The sequence below is a fragment of the Pseudomonas sp. DE0157 genome (assembly GCF_007678615.1).
Classification (GTDB): Bacteria; Pseudomonadota; Gammaproteobacteria; order Pseudomonadales; family Pseudomonadaceae; genus Aquipseudomonas; species Aquipseudomonas parafulva_B.
Window position 1 is genome coordinate 23,486 of the sequence record NZ_VEJN01000022.1, and the last position, 26,518, is coordinate 50,003.

General features: G+C 61.7%; 25 protein-coding genes and 1 riboswitch. Of the genes, 17 read left to right on the top strand and 8 right to left on the bottom strand.

What is annotated here, in order from left to right:
- Window positions 1-70: 70 nt before the first annotated feature.
- From FS777_RS20370 to FS777_RS20380, 3 genes are read right to left on the bottom strand one after another with little or no spacing between them, the layout of a single operon-like run.
- Complete coding sequence (locus FS777_RS20370) at window positions 71-1,372, bottom strand: cytochrome c (RefSeq protein ID WP_145257374.1); 1,302 nt, start codon at window positions 1,370-1,372, stop codon at window positions 71-73.
- A 12-nt stretch (window positions 1,373-1,384) separates the two neighbouring features.
- Window positions 1,385-3,169: a GMC family oxidoreductase gene (locus FS777_RS20375; RefSeq protein WP_145257377.1), complete on the bottom strand. Its 1,785-nt coding sequence runs from the start codon at window positions 3,167-3,169 to the stop codon at window positions 1,385-1,387.
- A gap of 3 nt (window positions 3,170-3,172) precedes the next feature.
- Window positions 3,173-3,916: a gluconate 2-dehydrogenase subunit 3 family protein gene (locus FS777_RS20380; protein ID WP_078478601.1), complete on the bottom strand. Its 744-nt coding sequence runs from the start codon at window positions 3,914-3,916 to the stop codon at window positions 3,173-3,175.
- A gap of 171 nt (window positions 3,917-4,087) precedes the next feature.
- Here FS777_RS20380 and alkB point away from each other — a divergent pair, with 171 nt between their 5' ends.
- On the top strand, window positions 4,088-4,735 hold the full coding sequence (alkB, locus tag FS777_RS20385; RefSeq protein ID WP_145257380.1) for a DNA oxidative demethylase AlkB: 648 nt from the start codon (window positions 4,088-4,090) through the stop codon (window positions 4,733-4,735).
- Window positions 4,736-4,877: 142 nt separating this feature from the next.
- On the top strand, window positions 4,878-5,165 hold the full coding sequence (locus FS777_RS20390) for a hypothetical protein (protein WP_145257383.1): 288 nt from the start codon (window positions 4,878-4,880) through the stop codon (window positions 5,163-5,165).
- 33 nt (window positions 5,166-5,198) lie between these two features.
- On the opposite strand, the gene FS777_RS20395 is transcribed toward FS777_RS20390, so the two are convergent.
- The 4 genes from FS777_RS20395 to FS777_RS20410 all read right to left on the bottom strand — a co-directional run bounded on the left by FS777_RS20395 (window position 5,199) and on the right by FS777_RS20410 (window position 8,150).
- Window positions 5,199-5,459 (bottom strand): DUF1652 domain-containing protein, encoded by a 261-nt coding sequence (locus FS777_RS20395; protein ID WP_145257386.1) that lies wholly within the window; start codon window positions 5,457-5,459, stop codon window positions 5,199-5,201.
- Window positions 5,460-5,676: 217 nt separating this feature from the next.
- On the bottom strand, window positions 5,677-6,540 hold the full coding sequence (locus tag FS777_RS20400) for a pirin family protein (RefSeq protein WP_145257389.1): 864 nt from the start codon (window positions 6,538-6,540) through the stop codon (window positions 5,677-5,679).
- A gap of 45 nt (window positions 6,541-6,585) precedes the next feature.
- Window positions 6,586-7,506 (bottom strand): alpha/beta fold hydrolase, encoded by a 921-nt coding sequence (locus tag FS777_RS20405; protein WP_145257392.1) that lies wholly within the window; start codon window positions 7,504-7,506, stop codon window positions 6,586-6,588.
- Window positions 7,507-7,526: 20 nt separating this feature from the next.
- A complete protein-coding gene (locus FS777_RS20410; protein WP_058637746.1) occupies window positions 7,527-8,150 on the bottom strand; it encodes a LysE family translocator in 624 nt (207 codons plus the stop codon).
- A 134-nt stretch (window positions 8,151-8,284) separates the two neighbouring features.
- On the opposite strand from FS777_RS20410, the gene FS777_RS20415 reads away from it, so the two are divergent.
- The 8 genes from FS777_RS20415 to FS777_RS20450 all read left to right on the top strand — a co-directional run bounded on the left by FS777_RS20415 (window position 8,285) and on the right by FS777_RS20450 (window position 15,623).
- Window positions 8,285-8,764, top strand: coding sequence for a GNAT family N-acetyltransferase (locus tag FS777_RS20415; RefSeq protein ID WP_145257395.1), 480 nt, complete (start codon window positions 8,285-8,287; stop codon window positions 8,762-8,764).
- 54 nt (window positions 8,765-8,818) lie between these two features.
- Window positions 8,819-9,042: riboswitch (cobalamin riboswitch) on the top strand.
- An 87-nt stretch (window positions 9,043-9,129) separates the two neighbouring features.
- Entirely contained in the window at window positions 9,130-9,321 is a 192-nt protein-coding gene (locus FS777_RS20420) for a CbtB-domain containing protein (RefSeq protein WP_058637748.1), read from the top strand.
- 9 nt (window positions 9,322-9,330) lie between these two features.
- On the top strand, window positions 9,331-10,023 hold the full coding sequence (locus FS777_RS20425; protein ID WP_145257398.1) for a CbtA family protein: 693 nt from the start codon (window positions 9,331-9,333) through the stop codon (window positions 10,021-10,023).
- Complete coding sequence (locus FS777_RS20430) at window positions 10,020-10,406, top strand: cobalamin biosynthesis protein (RefSeq protein ID WP_145257402.1); 387 nt, start codon at window positions 10,020-10,022, stop codon at window positions 10,404-10,406. The genes FS777_RS20425 and FS777_RS20430 overlap by 4 nt, the downstream gene beginning before the upstream one ends.
- Before the next feature lie 34 nt (window positions 10,407-10,440).
- Complete coding sequence (gene cobM / locus FS777_RS20435) at window positions 10,441-11,187, top strand: precorrin-4 C(11)-methyltransferase (protein ID WP_058637751.1); 747 nt, start codon at window positions 10,441-10,443, stop codon at window positions 11,185-11,187.
- Between the two features lie 63 nt (window positions 11,188-11,250).
- On the top strand, window positions 11,251-11,493 hold the full coding sequence (locus tag FS777_RS20440; protein WP_078478598.1) for a DUF1272 domain-containing protein: 243 nt from the start codon (window positions 11,251-11,253) through the stop codon (window positions 11,491-11,493).
- A gap of 220 nt (window positions 11,494-11,713) precedes the next feature.
- On the top strand, window positions 11,714-12,328 hold the full coding sequence (locus tag FS777_RS20445; RefSeq protein ID WP_058637752.1) for a response regulator transcription factor: 615 nt from the start codon (window positions 11,714-11,716) through the stop codon (window positions 12,326-12,328).
- Between the two features lie 13 nt (window positions 12,329-12,341).
- On the top strand, window positions 12,342-15,623 hold the full coding sequence (locus tag FS777_RS20450) for a transporter substrate-binding domain-containing protein (protein WP_145257450.1): 3,282 nt from the start codon (window positions 12,342-12,344) through the stop codon (window positions 15,621-15,623).
- Between the two features lie 28 nt (window positions 15,624-15,651).
- Here the strand turns inward: FS777_RS20450 and FS777_RS20455 are convergent, their stop codons facing one another.
- Window positions 15,652-16,671, bottom strand: coding sequence for a LacI family DNA-binding transcriptional regulator (locus FS777_RS20455; RefSeq protein WP_145257405.1), 1,020 nt, complete (start codon window positions 16,669-16,671; stop codon window positions 15,652-15,654).
- 204 nt (window positions 16,672-16,875) lie between these two features.
- On the opposite strand from FS777_RS20455, the gene FS777_RS20460 reads away from it, so the two are divergent.
- The 7 genes from FS777_RS20460 to FS777_RS20490 all read left to right on the top strand — a co-directional run bounded on the left by FS777_RS20460 (window position 16,876) and on the right by FS777_RS20490 (window position 26,501).
- Window positions 16,876-17,415, top strand: a complete 540-nt coding sequence (locus FS777_RS20460) for a gluconokinase (RefSeq protein WP_058637754.1) — start codon at window positions 16,876-16,878, stop codon at window positions 17,413-17,415.
- Window positions 17,416-17,514: 99 nt separating this feature from the next.
- A complete protein-coding gene (locus FS777_RS20465; RefSeq protein WP_027914937.1) occupies window positions 17,515-18,867 on the top strand; it encodes a GntP family permease in 1,353 nt (450 codons plus the stop codon).
- 86 nt (window positions 18,868-18,953) lie between these two features.
- Window positions 18,954-19,241: a hypothetical protein gene (locus FS777_RS20470; RefSeq protein ID WP_145257410.1), complete on the top strand. Its 288-nt coding sequence runs from the start codon at window positions 18,954-18,956 to the stop codon at window positions 19,239-19,241.
- A 170-nt stretch (window positions 19,242-19,411) separates the two neighbouring features.
- A complete protein-coding gene (gene mexE / locus FS777_RS20475; RefSeq protein WP_058637755.1) occupies window positions 19,412-20,653 on the top strand; it encodes a multidrug efflux RND transporter periplasmic adaptor subunit MexE in 1,242 nt (413 codons plus the stop codon).
- Window positions 20,654-20,665: 12 nt separating this feature from the next.
- Window positions 20,666-23,845 carry an efflux RND transporter permease subunit gene (locus tag FS777_RS20480; protein ID WP_145257414.1) on the top strand — a complete coding sequence of 1,060 codons (3,180 nt, stop codon included), beginning with the start codon at window positions 20,666-20,668 and terminating at the stop codon, window positions 23,843-23,845.
- A complete protein-coding gene (locus tag FS777_RS20485) occupies window positions 23,842-25,257 on the top strand; it encodes an efflux transporter outer membrane subunit (RefSeq protein ID WP_145257417.1) in 1,416 nt (471 codons plus the stop codon). Before FS777_RS20480 ends, FS777_RS20485 begins: the two co-directional genes overlap by 4 nt.
- 188 nt (window positions 25,258-25,445) lie before the next feature.
- Entirely contained in the window at window positions 25,446-26,501 is a 1,056-nt protein-coding gene (locus FS777_RS20490) for a HEAT repeat domain-containing protein (RefSeq protein ID WP_145257420.1), read from the top strand.
- The last annotated feature ends 17 nt before the right edge of the window (window positions 26,502-26,518 follow it).

The following is a 26,518-nucleotide window of genomic DNA, read 5'->3' on the forward strand; positions in this document are numbered from 1 at the left end:
TTTCCGGGTAGATACCGTCTTGACCCTCACCTCGCAAGCGCGATTTGAGGGTCGACCGGCTTGCCGGATTTTAATGCTCAGTCACCTGCCCCAGATCATCACCCGATGTCTGCTTCATGTCGCTTGTGCGCAGCTTTTTCACCGCCTTGACCTCGATAGGCTCCCCCTGGTTACCCCAACTGGTGCGGATGAAGTTGACCACGTCAGTCACCTCCTGATCGCTCAGGCGCCAGCCATAGGCCGGCATGGTGAAGGTCGAGGGCGCAGTGCGGGTCGCAGGCAGGGTCCCGCCCTTGAGGATCAAATGGATCAACGAGGTAGCATCCTGGGTCTGCACCACCGGGTTACCGGCAAGCGCTGGAAAGACGCGCGTGTATCCCTTGCCATCGGTACGGTGGCAAGCGGCGCAATTGTCGATATACACCCCAGCCCCAGGCTTGCTGTCGTCGCCCTTCCACAGCGCATCCGCTACTTGCTGGTCATAGACGTGGGGTGTGTCATTCGGATTGCTGGGCGGCAAGGTCTTCAAGTAGCGCGCGATGGCCGTCAGGTCGGCGTCGCTCATGTACTGCATGCTGTGCTCCACCACATCGCTCATGCCACCGAACACGGCACTGGTGTCGCTGCGGCCAGTCTTGAGAAACTGCACCAGTTGCGCCTCGCTCCAACTGCCCAGGCCATCCTTGTGATCGCCTCGCAGATTCTTCGCCACCCAACCTTCGAGCGGCGCGCTGCCGGCCAGGAAGGCATCGCCCTCCTCTGCACTTAACGCTTTTTCCTGCATGGTCAGTGCCCTTGGGGTATGGCAGGCACCGCAGTGGCCCAGGCCTTCGACCAGGTAAGCTCCGCGATCAACCACCGGATCTCGCTCGGGCAATGGCTGCCAGGGTTCAGGGTCCGGGGCGAATACACCGCGCCAGATCGACAACGGCCAACGCATGCTCAAGGGCCAAGGAATGTCCGTGTCCTTGTTCGGCTCCTGCACGGGCGCCACGCCTTTCATGAAGTAGGCGTACAACGCCTGCATGTCGGGTTCAGTCAACCGGGCATAGGACGGGTATGGCATGGCCGGGTACAGCGTACTGCCATCCTTGCGGACCCCATGGCGCAGGGCACGGTCAAAATCTTCGAAACTGTAATGACCAATGCCCTCGGATGAGGGCGTGATATTGGTCGAATAGATCGTGCCGATCGGCGTTTCCATCGGCAACCCGCCTGCAAACGGTTTGCCGTCTTTGGCCGTGTGGCACGCCACACAGTCTCCTGCCCGCGCCAGGTACTCACCCTGGCTGACCAGCGCCGGCTCGTCCTGCGCTGCCTGCGCCGTCATGCCTACACCGATCAGGACGGTGGCGATCAACATTCTGTTCATGCTCATCGCTCCTTACACCGCCACCAGGGGGCCGGGATTCTTCAGGTACCGTTCACGAATGGCCCGCGCCGACCAGTAGGTCAGCGCAGCGACCAGGCCGGTCGGGTTGTAGCCAAGCCCCTGCGGGAATGCCGAGGCCCCAGGCACGAACACGTTGTGCACATCCCAGCACTGCAAATAGCGGTTCAAGGCGCTGGTTTTAGGGTCAGTCCCCATGATCGCCCCACCGTTGAGGTGAGTGGTCTGGTAGGTGGCAGTATTGAAATGCTCGTTCACTTGCTTGCCCAGCACCGCAATGGCCTTGGGGTTCATGGCCTTGGCGATGGCGCTGAGCTTGCCGACCATGAACTGATTCATGCGGATGTCGTTTTCCTGCCAATCGAAGGTCATGCGCAGCAGCGGCAGGCCATAGGCATCACGGTAGGTTGGGTCCAGGTCCAGGTAATTGCCGCGGTAAGACTGGTGCGCGCCGTGCGCATCCATGGAGATCTGGTGGGTGTAGTAGTCGGCCGTGGCCTTTTTCCAGGCGCTGCCCCAGGCGGGTGTGCCCGGGGGGTTGCCTACACCTGCAATGGGCCGCGTCCCTGCCTGGTTGACCCACATCGGTGAGCCACCGACGAAGCCGTGGGGGCCATGGTCGAAATTGTCGGCGTTGAAGTCGTCGATCGCCACGCCATTGCCACCGGCGCCGATGAAGTTGTTGGTGTGCAAGTCCTTGTCGAAGAAGGCCTTGACGGTGCCCATGTTCTGATAGGCGAAATTGCGCCCGACCACACCCTCATTCTTGACCGGGTCATAGGGCTTGCCGATGCCAGAAAGCAGCATAAGGCGGACATTGTTGAACTGAAAGGCCGACAGGATCACCAGGTCAGCCGGCTGTTCGACTTCACGGCCTTGGGCGTCGATATAGGTCACGCCGGTCGCACGCTGCTTGCTGTCGTCCAGGTTCACCTTCAGCACATGGGCATTGGGCCTTAGCTCGAAGTGCTCCACCTGGCGCAACGCTGGCAGGATGTTCACGTTGGGCGACGCCTTGGAATACATGTAGCACACGTAGCCGCTGCAGAAGCCGCAGAAGTTGCACGGCCCCATCTGAGCGCCATACGGGTTGGTGTACGGGCCGGATGTGTTGGCCGAGGGCAGGTTGTAAGGGTGATAGCCCAACGACGCGGTGGCCTTCTGGAAAACCTGGGCCGACACCACGTTCTTCTGCGAGGGCAGCGGGAACGGATTGGAGCGGTCTGGGGCAAACGGGTTGCCGCCTTTGCCCTGCCCGACCAGCTCACCCTTGACCGTCCAGGCCTGGCCAGAGGTGCCGAACACCTTCTCGGCAAAGTCGAAGTAGGGTTCCAGTTCTTTGTAGCTGACGCCGAAATCCTGAATGGTCATGTCCTGGGGGATGAACGATTTGCCGTAGCGCTCTTCGTAGTGGCTGCGCATGCGCAGCTCCATCGGGTCGACACGAAAGTGCACCCCCGACCAGTGCAAACCGGCACCGCCCACCCCCTTGCCAGGCAAGAACGCACCCAGCTGGCGGTACGGCAGCGCTACATCGTTGACGGTATGGCGTATGGTCACCGTTTCCTTGGAAAGGTCCACGAACAGTTTCTTGCGCACGCTGTAGGTCAGCTCGTCGATGACTTGCGGATAACTGCCATCAGGGTACGTGTCCTGCATGGGCCCGCGCTCCAGCGCAACCACGTGCAGGCCGGCCTCGGTCAGCTCCTTGGCCATGATGGCCCCCGTCCAGCCAAAGCCGACGATCACGGCGTCCACCTTCTTCAATGCATTGGCCATGGCTCAGGCCCTCTCGCCGCGAATGGATACAGGGGGAAACGGGTAGCGCTCGTTGCGCTCGGCCCAATCCATGAAGTCGGCGCGCGCTCCGGGAAAGCCGATGAGCTTCCAGCCGACCATGCCCTGGTTGCCGCCATGCACCGGATCGCAGAAAAAGCCTTCGCGCGTGTTTTGCAGCAGCAGGCTGAAAAATGCCTTGGCCGGCACGTCCTGCAAAGTCAGCTCGCCAGATTCCAGCTGCGCCAGCACCTTGTCCTGCTGCTCGGGGCTGCGCGCGTGGAAGGCTTTGTTACCGTTGGCCAGGCACCATTGGTGAACACCCGCGATACCTAGGCGGTAAATTTGTTGCGGGGTCAGTTGCAATTGATAGCCAAGCTCTGGCGCCGCATCGGCCTTGAACGGACCTTGCATGTACCACAGCCCGCCACTGGCGTAAGCAGTGCCCATCTGGCGGTCGATATACTGCGCAGCGCCGGCCTCGAGGGCCCCAGGCCCTAGCTCGTCGGCTGGAATGAGACGGCTGACCGCTGCTTGGACAAAAGCGAACTCCTCTGGGGTGAAGAACGCAGGATGGTAGGCAGTGGCAGCGGGCTTGGATTCGGGCTGGTCGGGCTGGCGTACCGGCTCGGCCAGTGCGGTGGCACTGCCCAGGCCAATGCCGGTACTGGCCACCGTTACCACTGGTATCAAGGTCAGGGTCTTGCGCAGGAAGTCCCTGCGGGGGTTGTCCGGTACGTGCTCAGACATGTGTAATCCTCATCATCAATCGGCTACCGCGGCCACGGCACGATGAAGACCATTAACAGACGGATGGCGTTCAGAAACGTTTTGAATTAATTGGTGGCTCACCGATAGTGAACACCCATGAACTCCAGCTTTCCTCTGCTGGGTAACAGGCCAACTGGAATACTCAGACTGATGATCCAATCCGATCTGGACCTGTTCGGGGCCCAACCGCAGCACTTGGCACCCTGCACAGTACTGTTGCCAGGCGTCGCGCTGGAAGATGTCGAGCACGTGCTGGATGCGCTTCGCCCGATACTGCGTTGCGCGCCCTGGCGGCACATGCGTACCCCTGGCGGTTTGAATATGGCCGTGGGCCTGACCAACTGCGGCGCACTGGGTTGGATCAGTGACGAACGCGGTTACCGATACAGCCCCGTGGACCCGCTGTCTGGTAGACCCTGGCCGGCGATGCCGCCCGTACTGCTGACCTTGGCCACGCAGTGCGCTGCGCGTGCAGGATTCGAGGGCTTCGTACCGGATGCGTGCCTGATCAATCATTACCAACCAGGTATTCGCCTGAGCCTGCATCAGGACCGCGACGAAAAGGATTTCAGCCAACCCATCGTGTCCCTCTCGCTGGGTTTGCCTGCCGTATTCCTGATGGGTGGATTGCAACGTTCAGACAAAACCCAGCGTATTGCCTTGAATCATGGCGATGTGCTGGTGTGGGGGGGTGAAGACCGTCTACGCTTTCATGGTGTACTGCCCATCAAGCCTGGCGTGCATCCGCGCATGGGCCCGCGCCGCATCAACCTGACGTTTCGCAAGGCAGGCGCCTGAACGCCAACGCAATCGAATTGAACGCATGAAGCAGGATTGAACTCCCATGCAGCCTGCAGCCTCCTCACGTTTCTTCCCTAAAGGAGATCGTCATGACACATCGACATGCCCCAGCACGTACCACGGTCAGAGAGCAGCGTCCATGAGAATGCCAGGCCGCGCTCCTAATGCATCGGTACAACTTGACTACGTCCGCGATACCCTGTTCGGACCCGTGGCGCAAAGTGTCGAGTGCCAGTGCCAGCTCGCACCGCTCAACCTTCAAGGGCGGCCTGCACTGCGCCTGCACATCTGCCCGCCCCTGCCTAACAAGGTGCACCGAGCGCACAGTGTCGCATTCATCTGGGACGGACACAGTTACCATGGCGTTGTCAGAGACCAGGGTAAGTGCGGCGACGGTGGGCTCAACCTTCTGCTCGAACTGCAGTGACGGCCGGTTAGAAGCGTCGGTTGCGCCGCGCTGTCAGGCCAACTTCTTCCAGTACACGGGAGCGCCGTCGCGCATTGCGTGTAATTGGCCGACCAGATTGACCAGGTCCCTGCTGCTGTTGAGGCTGCTGAGCGGGACATCACAAAGCGTGACGGCTTGTGTCAGATCCTGACCATTTCCAAGGCGGATGGTCAGGTGTGCGCCGTCGGCGCAGCTGATTTCACACCGATCTGGCAAGCAGGCCTGCTCGATCATCTGTCGCAGTTCCAGTGTCGATACGCCTATCAGAGACATGGCAGAGCCCTCTTTGGGTTAGCTGTGGGTGAATAGGCCTGGGTGTCAGGCACAGGATCACAGGAAGAGGAACCTGTCGGGGCGCATGCAACGATGCGGTATCGAAGTGCTGGGTTCCATCTGCACCTTAGTTGAAGAACACGCCGAGTGCTGGGTAGTTCGAGCCGTATCGAATCGGTGCGACGGGTGGTGGTTAGCGCCCTGGGACGGTGCGCGTTCAGGGCATCCGGCCAAACTTCCCTGACTTGAACCCTTCGATGGACTCGATGATTTCATCCCGCGTGTTCATCACGAAGGGGCCGTATGCCACCACCGGCTCGTCGATAGGCTCGCCGCTCAGCACCAGCACACGAGCGTGCTGCGGGGCTTCAAGCAGCACGTCGGCGCCTTCACGGGCCAATATCGTCACTGAGCACGGGCCAGCCTCACAGACCTGGTTCAGCCGCACACCGCCTTGTAGGCTCACCACTGCAGCCGTGCGGCCTGCAGGCACGGGTAGCACCAGTTTGGCGCCGGCCTCAAGGTTCAGGTCCCACACGTCCATCGGTGTGAAAGTGCGAGCCGGGCCGCTCGCGCCTTGATACTCTCCTGCGATCACACGCAGGCTGCCCACGCCCGCACCCAAGTCCACCGTGGGGATATCGGCGCTGGCCAGAGTCTGATAGCCGGCCGGCGCGCGCTTGAACCGGGCCGGAAGGTTCACCCATAGTTGCACCGACTCCAGCACGCCGCCGCTGCGGGCGAACCCACGTGAATGAAACTCTTCATGAACGATGCCGTCTGCAGCGGTCATCCACTGAACGTCACCCGGTCCTATGACCCCGCCAGCGCCAGTGGAGTCGCGGTGCTCGAGTTCGCCCTGGTACACGATCGTGACCGTCTCGAAACCCCGGTGTGGGTGAGATCCGACCCCGCGGCGCGCCGAGGTGGAGGCAAAGGTGTGGGGGCCGGCGTAATCGAGAAGCAGAAACGGGCTGGTGCGACTGACGTCGTCGTCATAGGTGAACAGGCTGCGGACCGGAAAGCCATCGCCGACCCAGTGCCCGGCAGGGTTGGAATGGGTATTCAAAATTGTCTTCATCGTGCGCTCCTCAACGTGCGGGTGCCACGATAACGTTGCATCGACTCACGGGCTAGCTACCTGGAACGGCCCAGCGTGTTCTATGGGTAGGACGCTGGATCGGAGGAAAGCCAGCACCTCCTGCGCCGCAGCCTCAGGATTTTCCTGCATGAAACAGTGTCCGCCAGCGACCTGCTGCGCACTGACATGAGGGTTGAGCGCTGCCAGCCGTATCGCCGAGGCCTGTACATACGAGTAGGTCTGGCTGCCGTACACCACACGCGTCGGCACGCTGATACGCGCCAGGCTCGACCACAGGTGGGACGGATAGCTACTGAAAATGTCCACTTCGCGGCTTGGACGGCACTTGAGTATTACACCCCCTTCGCCTTCGGCGATCGCGTGCGCCACGTAGGCCTGCAATGCCGCGTCGGTCCAGCCTTTGAAAATGCCCCGCCCTTGCAAGGAAGTCATGGCTGAGGGGCGGTCCGGCCAGGTGCTGCGCCTGCCGGCCGTTTTGCGCGCCAGCGCATGGTGCCGATTCAACCCGAAGCAGGCGGCCAGCTTCATCGAAAACAGCATGCGCCGGCTGAAGATCACCGGGTCGAGTAGCACCGCGCGCTCGAACAGCTGCGGCTCATTGGCCAGCAGCAACCCGGTGAGCACTCCACCGAAGCTATGACCGATGGCAAGCCGGGGTACGTTGCCATACTCAGCCACGTGTGCGCTGAAGGCTTCGGCGGCCAGCGCTGCCGTGCGGTTCCAGCCACGGAATGGGCCGCCGTGGTCACTGTCCCCATGCCCCTGGACGTCGCTGAGCCAAAGATCGAAGTGCAGCCCCAGGTGCATCAGCAACGGTTGATAGGCCAGCGAGCAGAACCCGTTGCCGTGCAGAACGTGCAGCAGAGGTCGCCCTGTAGGCTCGCTGCGCCAGCCGCGCAGGGTGAACCCTTCGCTACAGTCGTGGGACCACGGTGTCAGTTGCATGATGGGCGCTACCTTCTGCATCAAGGGTGAAACGCCGATTCTACAAACAGCAGCGGGTAGAGAGAAATGACCAGCAGTGCAGCCATCAGGACATTGAACAGCATCAGCCAGCGCGGGTTCTGCAGCAGACCGCGCAGCGCACTGCCGAACATGACCCATACCCCCACGCTGGGTAGGTTCACCAAAGCGAACAAGGCGGAGATGACCACCACGTTAGCGACGTAGCCTTGCGCCGGGGTATAGGTGGTTATTGCGCCGATGGCCATGACCCAGGCCTTCGGGTTGACCCATTGGAAAGCAGCCGCAGCCCAGAAGCCAATAGGCTTGGGCTCTGCCGCAGAAGCAGTGCCAACCGGCCCTGAGGTGGCGATTTTCCAAGCCAGGTAAAGCAGATAGCCCGCTCCGGCATAGCGCAGTACGGTGTAGAGCGCAGGCCAGGCCTTGAACACCTCTCCCAGGCCCAGGCCGACGGCAAGCACCATGACCATGAACCCTACGCTGACGCCCAGCGCATGTGGCACCGAGCGGCGCACACCGAAATTCACGCCCGAAGCCAATAGCATGGTGTTGTTGGGCCCAGGAGTGATGGAAGAAACGAATGCGAACAGGACGAAGGCGATCAGCAGGTCGAGCGAGGCGAGCATGACGGGTATTCCACTGGGTTCAGGAAAGGGTTCACACTAGCCCAGTGCACGCTTCACCCTTGCAGTACAGATGCAGAGAATTTTGCAGATACACATAGCTGTACCACTCGCAGCCGATAAAGGATAAGCGCTCGATGAGTCTTGTAATTCGCCCTGCCCTACGCACTGACGCCCAACAGATTCTGGATTTCATTACCGAATTGGCCGAGTACGAGCGCGCCCGCGACGAAGTGCTGGCCACTCCCCAGGACATCGAGCGCAGCCTGTTCGACGCAGGCAGCACCGTTCATTGCCTGATGGCCGAACGTGAGGGCCGTGCGATTGGTTTTGCCATTTACTTCTACAGTTACTCGACCTGGCTTGGGCGCAATGGCATCTACCTGGAAGACCTCTACATCACCCCAAACGACCGTGGCGATGGCGCCGGACGTCAGTTGCTCAGGCACATTGCCAAGCAGGCGGTTGCCCAAGGCTGCGGCCGTCTGGAATGGAGTGTGCTGGATTGGAACGAGCCGGCCATTAGGTTTTATGACGCACTAGGGGCGCAACCGCAGAACGAGTGGCTACGGTATCGGCTCGATGGCGAGCGGCTAATCGCCTTCGCTCAGCAATGATCGAGCGCTTGGCCGCCTCGCCTGTGCATTTGACGCAGCGCAGCGCCCGTGCTTTTCTATCGCATTGCGTCAGGTGCCCCAAGAGGGTGAAACGGGAAATCGGTGCGTCACAGGCCTGTCAGGCAGGCTTTGACTATTCCGGTGCTGCCCCCGCAACGGTAAGCGAGTGAGGCGTCTTTACCACTGTGCCAGGAAATTCGGCATGGGAAGGTGACGCTGCCCAGGAGATACACTCCTCCTCGCAAGCCCGGAGACCGGCCTGGCGTCCATCAACACCCCGCGGTGGGCGGGCGCTGTCGCATTCCTGCGGGTATCGCCTGCAGCTGCCGCGCCTGCCCGTCCCCAACACGCAGAGGAAGGCGCCAATGCCCATCACAACCCGCCCGCACGTTACCAGCATCGTTGCCCCCGTATCCCTCAGCCAACGCATTGTCGTCGCTGTAAGCGCCAGCCTGCTGGGCTTGTGCCTGGTCTACTTTGCCGGTTTCTCGCACATCGAAGCCGTTCACAACGCTGCGCATGACACCCGGCACAGCGCCGCCTTCCCCTGCCACTGAGTGCCACCCATGATCACGCACATTGCCCGTACGGCGGGCTTCAGCGGACTGCTGGCGGCAGTGCTGCTGACCGTGCTGCAAAGTTTGTGGGTCAGCCCGCTGATCCTGGAAGCGGAGACATACGAGGCATCGGCCCCGGCACATGCCCATGCCCATGCCCAAGATACCGAGGCTGCCCATGAGCACAGTGACGAGGCCTGGTCACCCGAAGAGGGTTGGCAGCGCACGCTCTCGACCACCGGCGGCAACCTGGTCGTGGCGGTGGGGTTCGCTTTGATACTGGCTGGCTTGTACAGCCTGCGCCAACCGCGCACCATGGCCAGTGGTGCTGCCTGGGGCCTGGCCGGTTTCGCCGTGTTCTGCCTAGCGCCCACGCTCGGGCTGCCGCCGGAGCTGCCGGGCACCGCTGCGGCGGACTTGGCGCAACGCCAGGTCTGGTGGGCTGGCGCCGCGGGTGCCACGGCCGTGGGCCTGGCACTGCTGGTATTTGCCCGCCACTGGGCCTTGAAGGGGGTGGGTGTCATTGTCCTGCTGCTGCCGCACGTGATGGGTGCGCCTCAGCCTGAAGTGCACCAGAGTTTGGCTCCAGCGGCGCTGGAGACTCAGTTCCAGCTGGCGTCCTGGCTCACCAATGCAGCATTCTGGCTTGCCCTTGGCCTGATCAGCGCAGCGCTGTATCGCCGCTTCAGCCGACCAGAGTGAAGCCGTTCTACGTAGGGTTTGGCTGCCGCAGGGGTTGCCCGATGGACAGCTTGTTGACCTTGCTCGAACAAGGCCTCGCCCAGCGAGGCCTGGACCCTGCGCACCTTCACGGTATCGCCAGCATCGATCTCAAGGCGCACGAGCCAGGGCTGCATGCACTGGCCAGCCACCTGGCGCTGCCCTTGGTGTTCTACCCTGCACCGCACTTGAATCGCTTCGAAACGCATCTGAGCCATCGCTCGGCCGTCGCCTATGCGCACAGCGGGTGCTGGGGCGTGGCAGAGAGTGCAGCGCTGGCCATGGCTGACCAGTACAATGGCGACCCGCAACTGCTGGTCACGCGTCGAACGCTGGGCCCTGCGACCCTGGCCATCGCTCACTGATCCCGCTCACCTTTGTCAATCATTCAGGAATACCATGACGGTTTACTTCATCGGCGCAGGCCCCGGCGACCCCGAGCTGATCACGGTCAAGGGGCAGCGCCTGATTCGCACCTGCCCTGTCATCATCTATGCCGGCTCTCTGGTCCCCCTTGCCGTTCTGGAAGGCCACTGCGCCGATACCCTGATCAACAGCGCAGAGCTGCACCTCGAGCAGATCATCGATGCCATCGAGTGCGCCCATGCGCAGGGCAAGGATGTCGCGCGTGTGCACAGCGGTGATCCGAGCCTTTATGGCGCCATCGGTGAACAGATCCGCCATCTGCAGCGTCTTGGCATCGACTATCAGATTGTGCCAGGCGTCACCGCCGTGGCTGCCAGCGCCGCGTTACTGGGATGCGAACTGACCTTGCCCGACGTCGCCCAGAGCGTGATCCTGACCCGCTTCGCAGACAGCTCGCCCATGCCAGCCGGCGAGCAGCTGGAGGCGCTTGCGCGCCATGGCACGACGCTAGCCATTCACCTGGGGGTCAAGCACCTGGCACGCATCGTCGAACAGCTACTGCCGCACTACGGTGGCGACTGCCCCGTTGCCGTGGTCTACCGCGCCACTTGGCCGGACCAGAATTGGGTGCGAGGCACACTGGACGACATCGTCGAGCGCGCCACTGTCAAAGGTTATCGCCGCACCGCGTTGATTCTGGTGGGCCGAGTACTGGGCGACACGCCATTCGCCGAATCGGCCCTTTACCGTGCGGGGCATGCGCACCTTTACCGCGTCTAGCTTGCCAGCCAGTTCCGGTCCGGAACACACTGCGTGCAGACAGTCCCGACAGGAATCACGCTTATGCTGGAATTGCGCCCCAACTGCGAGTGCTGTGACGCCGCCCTGCCCGGTGACAGCCTCGATGCCTTCATCTGCTCCTTCGAGTGCACCTTTTGCCGAGGGTGTGCGCAGGAACGTTTGCAAGGTCGATGCCCCAACTGCCAGGGGATGCTTGCAGCTCGACCCGCGCGGATTGGCAAATCTTTGGTTGAGCACCCTGCATCGTCAGCACGCGTAAGTAAAGTACACACAGCGTGTAGCTGATCTTACGGTTCGGCGGCCAACAATAGGCCAAACGCCGCTGAATCGGCCTCCTTTTTGTAGGAATTTTCAACAGCCCCTTGAGGGTAATTCAACACCTCATATACTCGGCATTACTAAAGTTCGGTAATGGTCGTATCGTGCTGCGCTTCTGACAACCCGCTTACAGAAGTATTCCTGAGTACCTCAGGAGCTGGACCACATCTGAACAGGAGTTTTCCTAATGACCAACGTGCTGATCGTGGAGGACCACCCCATCGTCCGCTTATCTTTGCGCATGCTGCTCGAACATGAACGTTTCAATGTGATCGCAGAAGTGGGCAATGGCAGTGAAGTCGCGCAAATGGCACGCGAGCTGAAACCGGACGTGGTGATTCTGGACATCGGTTTGCCTGGGCTGGACGGCATGGAAGTCATCAAGCGCCTGCAATCGCTCGATCAGGTGCCCAAAATCATGGTCCTCACCGGCCAGGCAACAGACTTGTATGTACGCCGCTGTCTGGACGCAGGCATCGGCGCATTCGTGACCAAGGAGGAAGATCACGAAGCCTTGCTGTTCGCGCTCAAGGCCCTGGTAAAAGGCTATTCGACGTTCCCGCAGATGTCGGTCAACAGCAATTCGCTGGAAAGCGAGCCGGTGCGCTTGGCGAGCCTTTCCAACCGCGAAATGGAAGTCCTCAGGCGCCTGACACGTGGAGAAAGCAACAAGAACATCGGCAGCTGCATGAACCTCAGCGCCAAAACCATCAGCACCTACCGCGGCCGGATCATGGAAAAACTCAAGACCGAGTCACTGGTGGAGATGGTCGATCTCGCCAAGCGTAACCACGTCTACTGAGCGGCGCATGACGATCAAACGCGTGCTGGCGAGCACCGTCCTGCTGATGGTGCTGGCGTGCGCCGTCGCGCAGTCGCTGGCCAGCGAGACGCGCAGTTTGCTGGCCCGTTCAGTAAGTGCCACGCAGCCTTTGAAGCTGCAAACGGCCGAGCGCCAGTGGCTGGACGCCCGCAAGCGCTTGGTGTTGGGCACTTCCCGGCCCGACTATCCGCCATTCGATATCAATGTCAGTCCCAATGACTACGAAGGCCTGACGGCAGATTACGTCGGCATCATTGCAGATTTGTTGGGTATAGCCGTTGAAGTCAAACGTTTCGATAGCCGCTATCAGGCCATAGAGGCGCTGCATGAAGGACGTGTGGACGTGCTGGGCAGCTCCAACAGCTTTGAGGCTGCAGACGCCGGGTTGAGCTTGACTACAGCGTATGCCGATGACCTGCCGGTGATCGTGACCCGGGAAGGCCAGCGCCTTGCACCTGCCCACGACCTTGCAGGGCTGCGTCTGGCCATGGTTGACCATTATCTGCCGGCCAATCGTGCCCGCGCCCTTTATCCGGCAGCGCAACTGATTTTGTATCGCTCTACCCAGGCGGGTCTGGCCGCCGTGGCAATGGGCGAAGCCGACGCCTACCTGGGCGATGCTATCAGCACGGACTATCTGATTGGCAAGACATTCAAAGGCGCACTGCGGATCGATCACTTCTCACCGATTGTTCCTGAGGCGTTTGCCTTTGCAGTGGCACGCGATAACGATGCACTGCGTCAACTGCTCGACAAAGCACTGCGCCGGATTGGCGAAAGCGAGCGCCTGGCCATTCTCAAGCGCTGGAGCAACAGCAACACCAGTCTTTTGTTACAGCGCCACCTGAGTGTACTGACCGACGAGGAGCAAGCCTGGATCACGGCTCACCCGGTCGTAGACGTGTTGATCAATCCGGCCTTGGCGCCCTTGACGTTCTACGATGACCAGCAGCGGCCCAGTGGCATAACCCTGGACCTGCTCAAACAAATTACCCTGAGGACCGGGCTGCAATTTCATATCAGGCAAGCCGAGTCCGCCCAGTCCATGATCGACCGCCTGGGCCAAGGCGACGCAATGATGATCGGCGCGTTGGGTTACGGCGCCGAACGGTCCAAGCACGTGCGCTTTACACGGCCCTACCTGATCAGCCCGCGTGTGCTCGTTACCCGCGCCGATTACCCGTTGCAGGCCGGTAGCCAGCGCTTTGAACCGCAACGAATCGCGTTGATTCGCAGCTCTCCGCAGCGCGCCATGCTGCAACAGCGCTACCCCCAGGCCCGGCTTGTCGAAGTCGACAACCCCCTGGACCTGATGGAGGCTGTGGTCAATCGCAGTGCCGATGCCGCTTTGAGCAGCCATATCAATGCGGCTTACTACATCAGTCACGTCTTCAAGAACCGACTTCAGATCGCAAGCATTCTTGACGAAGATCCGGCCGTTGCGGCGTTTGCCGTCGCGGCCGATCAGCCACAATTGCAATCGATCCTGGACAAAGCCTTACTGAGCATAGCGCCCGAAGAACTCGAGCAATTGATCAATCGCTGGAGGACCAGCACCGTGGTCAGCGACAGCCCATGGCGCAACTACCGAGAACTGGCACTACAGGTGTTGGTCCTTGCGGCGTTGCTGATCGCAGGTGTCGTCTTCTGGAACAGCTACCTGCGCAAACTGATCCAGAAGCGAGTCGAAGCCGAGCGCGCCCTGCAGACACAACTGGCGCTGAGTCGTGGCTTGCTGGAGCAGCTTCGCCATGCCAAGGATGAAGCCGAGCAGGCCAGCCTCATGAAGAGTACGTTCCTGACCACCATGAGCCACGAGATACGCACCCCCATGAATGCCGTGATCGGCTTGTTGGAATTGGCGCTCGAGGACAGTCGCGACGGTCGATGCGATACCCACATGCTCGAGACCGCGCATGAGTCAGCACTGGGTCTGCTAGCGCTGATAGGCGATATTCTTGATATTTCCAGGATCGAATCAGGCCACATCAGTTTGCAGCCGACCCCCACCGACCTGGTGGACCTGGTGCGCGCTACCGTTCGCGTCTTCGAGGGCAATGCGAGGGCCAAGGGCCTTGAGCTTGCCTGTGACCTACCCACCGAACCTGTGTGGGTTCAGGTAGATGCTGCGCGCCTGAAGCAGGTGCTGTCGAACCTGATCAGCAATGCGATCAAGTTCACCGACCGTGGTGAAGTCCACACCTCGATGCACACGTCGTTGCAAGGAGAACGCCAGTGCGTCGAGCTTTGTGTCCGCGACTCGGGTATTGGCATAAGTCCTGCGGACCAGGCGCGTCTGTTCAATGCATTCGTTCAGGTCGACGGGCCCCGTGCGCGCCAGGGTACCGGGCTGGGTCTTGTCATTAGCCGGGCTCTTGCCGAGCTCATGGGCGGTACGCTGACGCTGCAAAGTGTCGAAGGCGTGGGCACCAAGGTACAGATCGTGATGGCCCTGCCCCAGTGCGCCCCTGAGCTCAGTGCCGACAAGCAGGACTCAGCCACGGACCTTGAAGTTTGCACGATGAACGTTCTGGTCGTGGACGACTATCCGGCTAACCTGCTGTTGCTTGACCGCCAGTTGCGCGCACTGGGGCATCAGGTGACCCAGGCGCAGAACGGCGAAATCGCGCTGCAACTGTGGCGTGAAGCGCACTTTGACGTGGTGATCACCGACTGCAGCATGCCTGTGATGGACGGTCACGAACTGGCTCGCCGTATCCGTGCTCAAGAACGCCGGCAAGGATTGTCGCCCGTAACGATTCTAGGGGTGACCGCCAATGCCCAGGCCGAGGAGCGGGAGCGATGCCTGGCCAGCGGAATGAATGACTGCCTGTTCAAGCCTATCGGCCTGCACGGCCTCAAAGCACACCTGCCCCAGTTGGCTGGCAAGCCGCAAGCAGCCCCTGCACCTGCCCGGCCCGTTGGCTTGAACCTGGCCGAATTACGTCACTTGACCCGCGACGACGACGATTTGATCCGGCATCTGATCGAGCAGTTGTCGCAAAGCGTGGCCGAAGACCTTGCAACGCTGCGTACGCTTGACGGGCGAGCCTCGGATGGCGCACTCAAGGCGTTGGCTCACCGTAGCAAGGGTGGGGCCAAAATGCTCAAGGTACGTCACCTGGTTGCCGACTGCGAAGCGCTCGAGCAGGCGCTTGCAGCAGGTGGTCCTGTAGACGACTTGCGTCGCGTACTCCAGGGCACCCTGCAAGTGCTGCTGCAAGACCTGATTGCCACCTTGGAGACCATGCCCAAACCACCAGAGCGGAACTGAAGCGGTCGCATCACTTGGGTGTTGAATCTCAGGAGCTTTCTCGCACCATCAACTCAAACCCCAGGTCCTGCCGGGCTGGCGTGACGGCTTTGCCATCGAGCAGCGTCAACAATGCCTGGGCGGCGACCCGCCCCACCGCAGCCCTTGGCGTGCGAATGGAAGTAAGCCTGGGCACCATGTGCGCCGAAGCCGGCAGATCGTTGAAGCCAACCATGGCAACCTGCTGCGGGACATTGATGCCCTGGCGCAGCGCTTGAAGCACAGCGCCCTGGGCGAGGTCATCATTGCAAAAGAAGATACCATCCACTGCCGGCGCCTGCCTGATCAGGCGGCTGAACAGCTCACCGCCGAGTGCGATGGACGACGGTGCTGGGGTCAGGACCTCTCGCTCGGCCGCGTGCAACCCAGCTTCGGCCAACGCCTGACGAAAGCCCTCGGCCCGCTGCATGACCCGGGGATCGAGCTGGGCCGCAATGAATCCAGGCCGTGTGCAACCACGTTCGATCAGGTGTTGAGCCGCGGCCCGGCCCGCTTGGTGCTGGGAAAAGCCTACCGCCAACGCGTCGGCATCCCCATCCAGTTCCATCATGTGAACGCAGGGGACGCCACTGGCCGTGAGCATCTGACGTGAAGCGTCAGTGCGATCGAAACCCGTCAGCAGCATCCCACAGGGCTGATAGGCCAGATAGTTGCGGATGAGGTTTTCTTCCTCGGCGGTATCGTAGTGGTAGTTGCCGATCAGCACCTCCAGCGCTCGTGGGCGCATCACATCATGGATGGCTTCGAGGGTGTCGATGAACAACTGGTTGGACAGTGACGGTATGAGCACCACGACCGAGTGGCTGCGGGCAGAAGCCAAAGCCCGGGCGGCTGGATTGGCCACGTAGCCAAGGGTCGTGGCCGCAGCCATGACCTTGGCAGCGAGTTCAGGGGCCACGGTCGTGACGCCGCGCAAGGCCCGGGATGCAGTTATGGGGGAAACCCCGGACATTCTGGCGACTTCAGCCAGGGTGGGACGACCAGTAGTGCGCGAACCAATGCGGGCCATAATGTTGTAATTTTACTACTTGCAAGGACTGGGAACGGCCTCTAAGGTAGCGCTGTCTCAGGACGTAGGCAACGGCTGTTTGCACGTTGCCCTCAGGTGATTGCCGCACGGCGTCCATACTGCGTAAGCACAAGATCAATAACACTGGGGAGACTGCGCTGCCCGAGCTTAAGACAGCGCTGTCCCACCCTGCAGGAGGTACAGATGAATTCCCCACTGCCCGCCATCGTGGTCATGGGTGTGGCCGGCTGCGGCAAGAGCTGCATCGCATCGGCCATCGCCGCCTACAGCGGCGGGCACCTGATCGAAGGTGACGCTTTTCACCCGCAGGCCAATATCGACAAGATGAGCGCCGGTATCCCCCTGGATGACAATGACCGTGCTGGTTGGCTGGTCCGTCTGGGCGAGGAAATGCAAGCGATAAGTCAGGCCGGCACTCGACCGATTCTCACCTGTTCCGCACTCAAGCGCAGCTACCGCGACACGCTGCGTTGCGCGATGCCTGGGCTGATGTTCGTCTTTCTTGAGCTCACCCCTGACCAGGCTAAGCAACGGGTTCTGGCGCGACCAGGGCATTTCATGCCGGCTAGCCTCATCCAGAGCCAGTTCGCCGCCCTTGAGCCACCCTACGATGAACCGCTTACCCTGACACTGGATGCCACCCAGCCGATCGTTGCGCTCGCCGAGGCGGTAGACGGCTGGCTCAAGCGCTGCGCCGAGCACAGTGTTGCGCAGACTGCCTGAGCCTGCTCGCACTTCGCATCGCCAAGACAGCGCTGTCTTACCAACGACTTACCCACCAAGCTCCGCCAAAAACAACGATAAGACCGAGGCCTACACACCATGTTCGGACTGGCTACTGATACCTTCCTGCTCCTCGACGCGTTGGTTACCATCGTCGGGCTGATTCTGCTTATCACCCATTTCAAGGTGCACCCCTTCGTCGCCCTCACCCTGGCTGCCGGTTTCCTTGGCCTGACCTCTGGCATGCCGGTAGCCAAGGTCATGAAGTCGTTCCAGGACGGCTTCGGAGGCGTGCTGGGGTTCGTCGGCATCGTGCTCGCACTGGGGACGATGCTGGGCAAGCTGATGGCCGATTCCGGCGGGGCTGACCAGATCGCTCAAACCCTGATCAGGGCCTTTGGCAAGAAGAACGTGCATTGGGCGATGATGTTCGCTGCCTTTCTGGTGGGTATTCCGCTGTTCTTCGAGATCGGTTTCGTCCTGCTCATCCCCCTGGTCTTCATCGTCGCGCGGCGCTCCGGGGTCTCGCTGATCAAGATCGGTATCCCCTTGCTGGCAGGCCTATCGGTCGTGCACGGCCTGGTACCGCCGCACCCAGGGCCGTTGCTGGCCATCGGCATCTTCCACGCCGACATCGGCAAGACCATCTTCTATGGCCTGATCGTGGCCCTGCCCACAGCCATTATCGCCGGCCCCCTGTTCGGCAACTTCATCTCGCGCTATATCCCCGGGCACCCTTCCCAGGAGCTGATGGACCAGATCGCCAAGGAATCGGACCAGGCCAACCTGCCGAGCTTCAGCGTCACCTTGATTACCGTGTTGCTGCCGGTGGTACTGATGCTGCTCAAGACCTTCGCCGACGTGGTGCTGCCTGCCGAGCACATCGTGCGCCAATGGATGGACCTGATCGGGCACCCTATCACTGCATTGCTCGCCGCCTTGCTGCTGGCGTTCTACACCTTTGGCTCGGCGCGCGGTTTCAATCGCCAACAGATCATGAAGATGCTCGATCACAGCCTCGCGCCCACGGCTGCGATTGTCCTGATTGTTGGCGCCGGCGGCGGCTTCAAGCAAATGCTGGTCGATACTGGCGTTGGCAACGTGATCGGGCAAATGGCTGTGCAAGCCGAGATCTCGCCGATTCTGCTAGCCTGGTTGGTCGCTGCGGTCATTCGAATCGCCACGGGGTCTGCCACCGTGGCGACCATTACCGGCGCAGGGATCGTGGCACCTGTGATCGACCTGGTGCCTGGGGTGAACCGTGAACTGCTGGTGCTGGCGACCGGTGCCGGGTCGCTGATTCTGTCCCATGTCAACGATGCCGGGTTCTGGCTGGTCAAGCAGTACTTCAACATGACCGTGGCCGAGACCTTCAAAACCTGGAGCATGATGGAGACCCTGCTGTCAGTGGTCGGCATCGTGTTCATCATGGCGCTGTCGTTGGTGGTGTGACCGTTGATCGGGGTGCTGGCACTTTGAACTGCCGGGCAAGGCCATAAGGTTACGAACCTGCCCTGCCCGTCGCTAAGGAGATTGCCATGAATCGCCCCAGCATCCTGCTGCTTGCCCTGCTCGCCTCACCCCTGGCCCTCGCTGCCGGGACCGGGCCTACTTACCCGGATGACCCACACAACCAGGCACCCAAGCCAGGCGCAGACAGCACGCTCAACCCGATTGAAAAGCCTATGCCCCGTGATACGGATCCAAGGCTACAGGGCAACGATCCAGACAGCCCGCCAGCCCAGATGAACGACAACCAGGATTTACCAGGCATGGACGGCACTGGCTCGGAAGGCACAACCGGCAAGGGTGCAAGCCAGCCCTGAGCTGTTGGGGGCGCCTGTAGCGCCCCATCGCAGCTGCCGTATCGCCAGAAGGCGATAAGCGACGGGTTCATATCATTCGCCATGATATTAACCTTCAGCCCATTCGATTCGTTCCCCGCGCGCAACACACTCACACTCCGCCCATTCCTAATATATTGGCGGAGTTCTCCATGGAGCAGTCACTCAAACCTTTCGGCGTCCCACTTGCAGCCCTTGCAGTGGTAGCGCTCGGCGCTTGCAGCAAAACCCCCGATGCCGCGCAGGCCCCGGCGGCTCCAAAGGTCACCGTGGCCAAGGTGATCGAGCAGCCGATCAACGAATGGGACGAGTTCACCGGGCGCCTGGAAGCGCCGGAAACCGTCGAGGTGCGCCCCCGTGTCTCGGGTCAGATCGACCAGGTGGCGTTCACCGAAGGCGCCCAGGTGCGCAAAGGTGACCTGCTGTTCCAGATCGACCCACGGCCGTTCCAGGCCGAGGTCCGCCGCCTTGAGGCCCAGCTGCAACAAGCCAAGGCCAGTGCCATCCGAAGCGCCAACGAAGCCCGCCGGGGCGAGCGGCTACGAGACAGCAATGCCATCTCCGCCGAACTGGCAGAATCACGCAACAGCGCTGCGGCCGAAGCACGCGCCGGCGTAGATGCCATCCAGGCGCAACTTGACCTGGCACGTCTGAACCTGAGCTTCACCCGGGTCACCTCCCCTATCAACGGCCGCGTGAGCCGCGCGCAGTTCACCGCCGGCAACATCGTCACTGCCGACGTCACGCCTCTGACCAGCGTGGTCTCCACCGACAAGGTGTACGCCTATTTCGATGCTGACGAACGCGTTTACCTCAAGTACACGCAGCTGGCCCGCCAAGGCCAGCGCGGGCAAAGCACACCGGTCTACCTGGGCCTGACCAACGAGACTGGCAACCCGCATCTAGGGCAGATGAACTTCGTCGACAACCAGGTCAACCCACGCACCGGCACCATTCGTGGCCGGGCCGTGTTCGACAACAAGCGCGGTGAATTCACCCCTGGCCTGTATGCACGCCTGAAACTGGTCGGCAGCGCACAGTACGATGCTGTGCTGATCAACGATGAAGCGGTGGGCACCGATCTGGGCAAGAAGTTCGTGCTGGTCATGGACAAGGACAACAAGGCGGCCTACCGCGCTGTCGAGCTGGGGCCAAAGCTCGAGGGCTTGCGCATCGTGCGCAGCGGGCTAGCCAAGGACGATCGCATCGTCGTCAGGGGCCTGCAGCGCGTGCGCCCGGGCTCTCAGGTCACTCCTGAAGAAGCGCCCATGGCCAGTGAGCAGACACTGGCCGCACTCGCCCAGCAACGTCAGGCGCTGGAAGCGAGCACCGGCACGGCCAAAGTGGCCGGCACCACCAACCAGGGCGCCAGCGCCCCTGCGCCGCGCGGTTGAGGAACCCCACCGATGAACTTCTCCAAATTCTTCATCACCCGGCCCATCTTCGCGGCGGTGCTGTCACTGGTGCTGCTGATCGCCGGCTCCATATCGCTGTTCCAGTTGCCCATTAGCGAATACCCCGAAGTCGTACCGCCCACGGTCGTCGTGCGCGCCAACTTCCCGGGTGCCAACCCCAAGGTCATCGGCGAAACCGTCGCCGCGCCCCTGGAGCAAGCCATCACCGGGGTCGAGAACATGCTCTACATGTCTTCGCAGTCCACCGCCGATGGCAAGCTGACCCTGACCATCACCTTCGCCCTGGGGACCGATCTGGACAATGCCCAGGTACAGGTGCAGAACCGTGTGACCCGCACGCAGCCCAAGCTGCCCGAGGAAGTGACCCGTATCGGTATCACGGTGGACAAGGCCTCGCCCGACCTGACCATGGTCGTGCACCTGACCTCACCGGACAACCGCTATGACATGCTCTACCTGTCCAACTACGCCATCTTGAACATCAAGGACGAGCTGGCGCGGCTGGGCGGTGTGGGTGATGTGCAACTGTTTGGCATGGGCGACTATTCCTTGCGCGTGTGGCTGGACCCTAACAAGACCGCCTCGCGCAACCTGACGGCCACCGATGTGGTTACCGCGATTCGCGAGCAGAACCGCCAGGTGGCTGCGGGACAGCTGGGCGCTCCGCCCGCACCAGGCTCCACCAGCTTCCAGCTCTCGATCAACACCCAGGGTCGCCTGGTCAATGAGGAAGAATTCGAGAACATCATCATCCGGGCCGGCGCGGACGGTGAAATCACGCGCCTGAAGGATATCGCTCGCGTCGAACTGGGCTCCAGCCAGTACGCCCTGCGCTCGCTGCTAAACAACCAGCCCGCCGTGGCCATCCCGATCTTCCAGCGCCCAGGCTCGAACGCCATCGAGATCTCCGATGAAGTGCGCGCGAAGATGGCGGAATTGAAGAAAGACTTCCCCGAAGGCATGGACTACAGCATCGTCTACGACCCCACCGTGTTCGTGCGCGGCTCGATCGAGGCGGTGGTGCACACGCTGTTCGAAGCACTGGTGTTAGTCGTGCTGGTGGTCATCCTGTTCCTGCAGACCTGGCGCGCATCGATCATTCCGTTGCTGGCCGTGCCGGTATCGCTGATCGGCACCTTTGCCGTGATGCACCTGTTCGGCTTCTCGCTCAACGCCCTTTCCTTGTTCGGATTAGTGTTGGCAATCGGCATCGTGGTCGATGACGCCATCGTGGTGGTGGAAAACGTCGAGCGCAACATCGGGCTGGGCCTCAAACCGCTCGAGGCCACGCAAAAAGCCATGAGCGAGGTGACAGGCCCGATTATCGCCACCGCCTTGGTGTTGTGCGCGGTGTTCGTCCCTGCAGCGTTCATCTCGGGGCTGACCGGGCAGTTCTACAAGCAGTTTGCCCTGACCATTGCGATCTCTACGGTGATTTCGGCGTTCAACTCGCTGACACTGTCCCCTGCCTTGGCAGCGGTGTTGCTCAAAGACCACCATGCACCCCGGGACACGTTCTCGCGGCTGCTGGACAAGTTGCTGGGCCGCTGGCTTTTTGCCCCGTTCAACCGCTTCTTCGACCGCGCCAGCCATCGCTACGTAGGCGGTGTTCGCCGAGTGATCCGCTCCAGTGGTATCGCCTTGTTCGTCTATGCCGGTTTGATGGGCCTGACCTACCTGGGGTTCTCCTCCACGCCAACGGGTTTCGTACCTGCCCAGGACAAGCAATACCTGGTGGCTTTCGCCCAGCTGCCAGATGCCGCCAGCCTTGACCGCACCGAAGCGGTAATCAAGCGCATGAGCGAGATTGCCCTCAAGCAACCGGGCGTGGCGGACTCTGTCGCGTTCCCGGGCCTTTCGATCAACGGCTTCACCAACAGCCCCAACAGCGGCATCGTGTTCACTCCCCTCAAGCCCTTCGACGAACGCAAGGACCCCAGCCAGTCGGCAGCTGCCATCGCCGCGGCGTTGAACGCCCAGTTCGCGGACATTCAGGACGCCTACATCGCGATCTTCCCGCCGCCGCCCGTGCAAGGTCTGGGTACCATCGGTGGCTTCCGCCTGCAGATTGAGGACCGTGGCAACCTGGGTTACGAAGCGCTGTACAAGGAAACCCAGAACATCATTGCCAAGAGCCATGAGGTGCCAGAGCTCGCGGGCCTGTTCACCAGCTACCAGGTCAATGTGCCGCAGGTCGACGCGGCCATTGATCGCGAGAAAGCCAAGACCCACGGCGTGGCCATCAACGATATCTTCGACACCCTGCAGGTGTACCTGGGGTCGCTGTACACCAACGACTTCAACCGGTTCGGACGTACCTACCAGGTCAACGTGCAGGCCGAGCAGCAGTTCCGACTCGACGCCGAGCAGATCGGCCAACTGAAGGTGCGCAACAACCGGGGCGAGATGATCCCACTGGCCACGTTCCTCAAGGTTACCGACACCTCCGGGCCCGACCGCGTGATGCACTATAACGGCTTCATCACCGCGGAAATCAATGGCGCAGCGGCGCCCGGATACAGTTCAGGCCAGGCCGAAGCAGCCATCGAGAAACTTCTGAAGCAGGAACTGCCCAACGGCATGACCTTCGAGTGGACGGACCTGACCTACCAGCAGATCCTCTCGGGCAACACTGCGCTGTTCGTGTTCCCGTTGTGCGTGCTGTTGGCGTTCCTGGTACTGGCCGCCCAGTACGAGAGCTGGAGCCTGCCCTTGGCCGTGATCCTGATCGTGCCGATGACGCTGCTCTCGGCCATCACCGGGGTCATTGTCTCGGGAGGCGACAACAACATATTCACCCAGATCGGGCTCATCGTCCTGGTGGGGCTTGCCTGCAAGAACGCCATCCTGATCGTCGAGTTCGCCAAGGACGAGCAAGCCAAAGGCCTCGATCCCCTGGCTGCGGTGCTCGAAGCCTGCCGTCTGCGCTTGCGCCCGATCCTGATGACGTCCATCGCGTTCATCATGGGTGTCGTACCGCTGGTGTTCAGCTCGGGTGCGGGCTCGGAGATGCGTCATGCCATGGGCGTGGCGGTGTTCTCCGGGATGATCGGCGTCACGGTGTTCGGCCTGTTCCTGACGCCGGTGTTCTTCTTCCTGATCCGCCGTTTTGTCGAGCGACGTCAGGCCCGCAAGGCCGAGCGCGTCCATCCGCTGGAGAACCCTGCATGAATCTGTTCAAACACCTGACACCGAGCCTGCTCAGCCTGGCCCTGGCGGCTTGCGCGGTGGGACCTGATTACCAGGCTCCGGCCACTGCTCCAGCCCAGCTGGAGGTCGACGCCCAAGCCAAGGCCTATGACCGCACTCGTTTCGAGAGCCTGTGGTGGAAACAGTTCGACGACCCCACCCTGAACCAACTGGTGCAGGCCTCGTTAGAGGGCAACCGAGATCTACAGGTCGCTTTCGCACGGCTTAAGTCCGCTAGGGCAATTCGGGACGATGCCGAAAACGATCAGTTCCCGGTCGTGACAAGCCGTGCCAGCAGTGAAGTGGGCAAAGGCCAGGTGCCTGGCCAGACCGACCACCGGGTCAATGCCGAGCGCTATGACCTGGGCCTGGACATGGCGTGGGAAGTCGACTTGTTCGGGCGAATTTCCCGACAGATCGAAGCCAGCCAGGCTCAGGAAGCAGCAGCGGCGGCCGACCTTCAGCAACTTCAGGTCAGTCTCATCGCCGAGCTGGTCGACGCTTATGGCCAGCTGCGCGGCGCGCAACTGCGTGAACACATTGCCTTGGCTAACCTCAAGACGCAGCAACAGTCACGTACCATCACTGAAACGTTGCGCGATACCGGGGTGGGTAATGAACTGGACGTGGTGCGGGCCGACGCGCGCCTGGCAGGGGTTGAAGCCAGTGTGCCGCAGTTGCAGGCTCAACAGGCCAGGTCGCGGCATCGCATCGCCACCTTACTGGGCCGTCGGCCTGACGCAATCGGTGTGGACCTTTCGCCCAAGGCCCTGCCCGCCATCGCCAAGGCCCTGCCTGTGGGCGATCCGGGTGAACTGCTGCGCCGCCGTCCGGACATCCGCAGCGCCGAGCGCCAGCTTGCCGCAGCCACCGCCAACGTCGGGGTGGCGACGGCAGATCTGTTTCCCCGGGTGAGCCTGAGCGGTTTCCTGGGCTTCACCGCAGCGCGCGGCTCTCAGCTCGGCTCCTCGGCAGCGGGCGCCTGGGGGTTGGGCCCCAGCATTACCTGGGCGGCGTTTGACCTGGGTAGCGTGAGGGCACGGCTGCGCGGCGCCAAGGCCGACGCGCAAGGCGCGCTGGCCAATTATGAGCAGCAGGTACTGTTGGCGCTGGAAGAGTCGGCCAACGCGTTCAGCGACTACGACAAGATCCAGCAGCGCCTGCTGTCGCTGATGCGTCAGAGCGAAGCCAGCCGCAAGGCGGCCGACCTGGCGTCGATCCGCTACCGCGAGGGGTCAGTCGATTATCTGGTGCTGCTCGATGCCGAGCGCGAGCGCCTGAGTGCGGAAGATGCGCAGGCGCTTGGCGAGGTCGACCTCTATCGAGGGATCGTTTCGATCTACAAGGCACTCGGTGGCGGCTGGCAACCCGACACGGTGGCCAGTTCGCACTGAGCAGCAGCACCACAGGCTCCTTTGGTGGGTCCATGACCGACCGTTTGCCCCGCCGATTCAGTTCTGCGGGGCTTTTTTTGCTCAGGCTTGGGGTTTCACGCCCAGCCCGCCACACGCGTGCCCAGCCCCGGTTGCATTTGCCCGTAGGCTGGCCCAAGCTTTGCCACTCCTGACACACGGACCGTCCGATGCCAAGACGTACCCGCTACCTGATTGCACTGCTGGCGTTGATGATGCTGTCAGCGCTGTTCGGCTATCTGTGGCGCGACGTGGAGCCTGAACAGCCAGCCCTGCCCCCGCACAGTTACGTGAAGGCACTGCGCCAGGCACATGACGGTCAGCCCGGCGCTGCACGGGTCTTGTACCAACAGCTGCAGCGCCGTGACCTACCGGCCATCCGCCGAGCGGCCCTGTATGCCGAGCTCCCCAACTACCCGTCTGCGCAAGCCTTCAAGCTGGCCCAGGCAGACCTGAACCATGCCGATGCCATCGTACGCCGCGCCGCCGTGTCCGCGATCAGCCGTCTGCTGCCTGGGCCTCAGCGGAGTGTGATACTTGGCCCCCTGCTCGAAGACAGCGATCAGAGCGTTCGTTTTGCCGCTGTAACGGCGCTGCTGGGCGTGGCCCCGGACAGCATGGGCCTTTACATCCGCGCCATGCACAACGCCATTCAAGCGCAGGAAGAGGTTCTGCTCGCCCAGCCCCAGGACGTAGATGCTCAGGTCCAGCTTGCCCGCCTGTACCTGCACGAGGACGAGTATGCCAAGGCGGGCGCTGCCATCGAGCGGGCATTGGCAGGCGATGACAGTAACCTCGATGCCGTGGCGTTGAAGGTGACCTTGCTTGAGCGCCAAGGGGCGCAGGATGCTTCACGTCAGGTGCTGGCCGATGCGCTGGCAGCAAACCCCGATTCGGCGTTCTTGCAGCATGAGCTCGGCCGTTGGCTGATTCGTCACGACCAGCAGGAGTACGCACTGCTGGCGCTGTCACGGGCGGTGGAACTAGAGCCGGACAATGCCGAGTATCGTCTGAGCCTTGCCAAGACCCTGCATGATCTTGAGCAACTGGATGCGGCCCAAAGGCAGTTGGAAGCCATTCTGAGCAGGACGCCCGCCAATCGGCAAGCCAGAGTCCTGCTGATCGAGTACTGGAAAGAGTCCGGGCAGTTGCAGAATGTGCAGGTGCTGCTCGCCGAACTCGAGCGCCAGAACCCGGATGATCCTTATCTGCAGAAAGACCTTTAGGCATACGGCAGCCCCGT